General features: G+C 41.6%; 3 protein-coding genes. 1 reads left to right on the forward strand and 2 read right to left on the reverse strand.

Annotated elements, in window-relative coordinates:
* A partial coding sequence (locus ACZFYI_RS17805; protein ID WP_462525471.1) for an ATP-binding protein occupies positions 1-607 on the forward strand: 607 nt, incomplete at its 5' end.
* 137 nt (positions 608-744) lie between these two features.
* On the opposite strand, the gene typA is transcribed toward ACZFYI_RS17805, so the two are convergent.
* Positions 745-2550, reverse strand: a complete 1806-nt coding sequence (gene typA, locus ACZFYI_RS17810) for a translational GTPase TypA (protein WP_462525472.1) — start codon at positions 2548-2550, stop codon at positions 745-747.
* Positions 2551-2742: 192 nt separating this feature from the next.
* On the reverse strand, positions 2743-3358 hold a 616-nt coding region (locus ACZFYI_RS17815), incomplete at its 5' end, for a hypothetical protein (protein ID WP_462525473.1).

The raw sequence follows: 3358 nt of genomic DNA on the forward strand, positions 1-3358 counted from the left end.
GGTGAGGGATATTGCCCAACGGTACGGAGTAAGGGATTTAAAATCTCTACAACAACTGACTGTGTATCTCATTACAAATGTCGGAAAGCCTGTATCTGGTAACCAACTGAAAAAAGCCCTGGAGATCGGAGCAACAAGTACCGTTTTGGAATATTTCTCTTATTTGGAAGCTTGTTGGCTGTTTTTCTTTATCCCCAAATTCAGCTATTCTCAAAAAAAGCAACTCATCAATCCTAAGAAAGTGTATTCCATTGATACAGGAATGGTTACAGCAAATTCCCGGTCTTTTTCCCAAGATTTGGGTAGGAGGTTTGAAAACCTTGTATTTCTCACATTGCGAAGGAAACACCATGAGATCTATTACTTTTCTGAAAAAAAGGAATGCGATTTTGTGGTTTTCGATAGAAGAGGATTGTTGGCTGTGGTTCAGGTTTGTTATAAACTTTCCTCTGAAAATATGGACAGGGAATTAGAAGGGCTTTGGGGAGCAATGTCTTTTTTTAGCCTAAAAAAAGGTTATTTGGTCACTTTAGACCAAAAGGATTATTTTGAAAAAGACGACAATAGGATAGAAGTTGTTCCCTTTCACGAATTTGAAATCCCATAAAAAAATCCCCAAAGCTTTTGCTAAGGGGATTTTCATTTATTTTCAAGTACTTTTCATCGCTCACGTAGTATTTTCAGAGATTCTTCACCTCCGCGAGCAGCCGTTCAGAATGACGGAAGCTTCGTACTTCCAACTTCTCAAGAATCTTTCTTCGCCATTCTTGTTCTCTCATTCTCATCCAGATAGATTTTTCTCATACGGATGGATTTTGGAGTGATCTCAAGGTATTCATCCTTTTGGATGTATTCCATGGCTTCTTCCAGAGAGAATTTTTTGGCAGGAACGATCCTTACGTTATCATCAGAACCTGAAGCACGCATGTTGGTCAATTTCTTTCCTTTCTGCACATTGACGACGATGTCATTGTCACGGGAGTTTTCACCGATAACCTGACCTGCGTACAATTCATCTCCCGGATCTACAAAGAATGAACCCCTGTCCTGTAATTTGTCAATCGCATAAGCCGTACACTGTCCGCCTTCCATTGAGATCAATGAACCGTTTATACGTCCAGGGATTGGGCCTTTGAAAGGCTCATAGGCTGTAAATCTATGGTTCATGATGGCTTCACCTTGGGTGGCAGTCAGCATGTTGTTTCTCAATCCGATCAATCCTCTTGAAGGAATGGAGAATTCCAAATGTTGTAAGTCACCTTTTGGCTCCATGATCAGGAGTTCTCCTTTTCTTTGGGTCGCCATTTCGATAACTTTTCCTGCGGTGGATTCAGGAACATCTACCACAAGCGTTTCAATCGGTTCACATTTGACCCCATCGATTTCTTTGAAAATCACCTGGGGCTGACCTACCTGAAGCTCATATCCTTCTCTTCTCATCGTTTCGATCAGAATAGACAAATGGAGGATACCACGGCCATAGACCAGAAATTTATCTTCACTGTCTGTATTTTCAACGCGAAGTGCGAGGTTTTTCTCAGTTTCTTTAAACAACCTGTCTCTCAAATGGCGTGAGGTTACAAACTTTCCTTCTTTGCCAAAAAACGGTGAGTTGTTGATCGTGAAGAGCATGTTCATCGTCGGTTCGTCGATCGCGATCCTTTGTAATGCTTCCGGATTTTCCAAGTCGGCGATGGTATCACCGATTTCAAAATCCTCGATTCCGGTCACTGCGCAGATATCTCCTGCATGGACTTCGGATACTTTGACCCTGCCCAGACCTTCAAAAACCTGCAATTCTTTTACTTTTACTTTTTTGGTCACACCATCTGCTTTGCACAAAGTCACTTGGGATCCTTCTTTGATGGTTCCTCTTTTTACCCTTCCGATGGCGATTCGGCCTACGAAACTGGAAAAATCAAGAGAAGTGATCTGCATCTGCAAAGTACCTTCGTCGATTTTCGGCGCAGGGATATGTTCTATGATGGCATCCAAAAGCGGAAGGATTGAGTCAGTTGGGTTTTTCCAATCAGGACCCATCCAGTTTTGCTTGGCAGAGCCATATAGCGTTTGGAATTCCAGTTGCTCTTCAGTAGCGTCCAGGTTGAACATCAGGTCAAAAACAGACTCATGTACCTCGTCAGGACGGCAGTTTTCTTTATCTACTTTGTTGACAACCACGATCGGAGTCAATCCAAGTGCAAGGGCTTTGCCCAATACAAATCTTGTCTGAGGCATCGGGCCTTCAAAGGCATCGACCAAAAGGATAACCCCATCGGCCATTTTCAGTACCCTTTCTACTTCACCTCCGAAGTCGGCGTGACCCGGAGTGTCAATGATATTGATCTTGTGGTCTTTGTATCTTACGGATACGTTTTTGGAAAGGATGGTGATTCCCCTTTCCCTTTCTAGGTCATTGCTGTCCAGGATCAGGTCGTCAAACTGTTGGTTTTCACGGAAGATTTTGGAAACGTGTATGATCTTGTCTACCAGGGTGGTTTTACCGTGGTCAACGTGTGCGATAATCGCGATATTCCGAATATTAAGCATTGTAAAATTGAATTAGGGTGCAAAGGTAGGAAGAATATTTGGTTTACTCTTGATGCACTTCAAAAAGGAAATGAAAAGTTAATGAGGGGATTGGAAGATTGGAAAATTGGAAGATTGAAAAATTGGGAAGGGTTGGAAGGTTTAGAAGATTGAAAAGTTTTAAGGTTGTGGAGATTGGAAGCCAAAAGGAAATCAAACCAACTTATAAACTTCCTCCAGTTTCTTCGTGTCCTCGAGGGATCTGCTGAAAACAGCAGGAAGGGAACTCAGGCTTACCATACTTGCAAAGACAAATAGAACCGCAAAAACCTGCCAAAAACCCAAAGTTGACGGGTCTAGCAAATTAAAATTCTCAACGTATTTGTATCCCTGTATCATAAACTGAAGCGGAAGATAGGTGAACATCAATATCCCTTGGTTTCCCCTCCATGATGCATAGTTTTTGTATTTATGGAATTCTCTGCCAAAGGAATAATACCACCAAACCATCACAAAAACCAAGAATACCAACCCAATCAATAGTTCTCCTCCTTCACCGAAACTGAAATACTTCTCTAAAACATACGCACTTTGGAAGTAGCAAAAAGTCAAAAGCAAGGGAATAAATATCTTGATGCTTATGAGATTTGATTTCAATTCTTGCCAAAAATATTTCGTCAGGCGGGTTTCTATCAGCTTTTTATAAGATTCCTCCAATCCACCGAATCCAAAAATCCCAAATGAAGCATGGACTTTTTGAAAAGCTTCCTCGATATTAAGTTTCGGATTTTCATCAAGCATTGTTTCCACCTTGCAGGCCACATGATCC

The organism is Aquiflexum sp. (assembly GCF_977115555.1).

Bases quoted from the DNA above. Each gene is read 5' to 3' on its own strand.
- typA (WP_462525472.1), bottom strand. From the start codon at position 2,550: ATGCTTAATATTCGGAATATCGCGATTATCGCACACGTTGACCACGGT.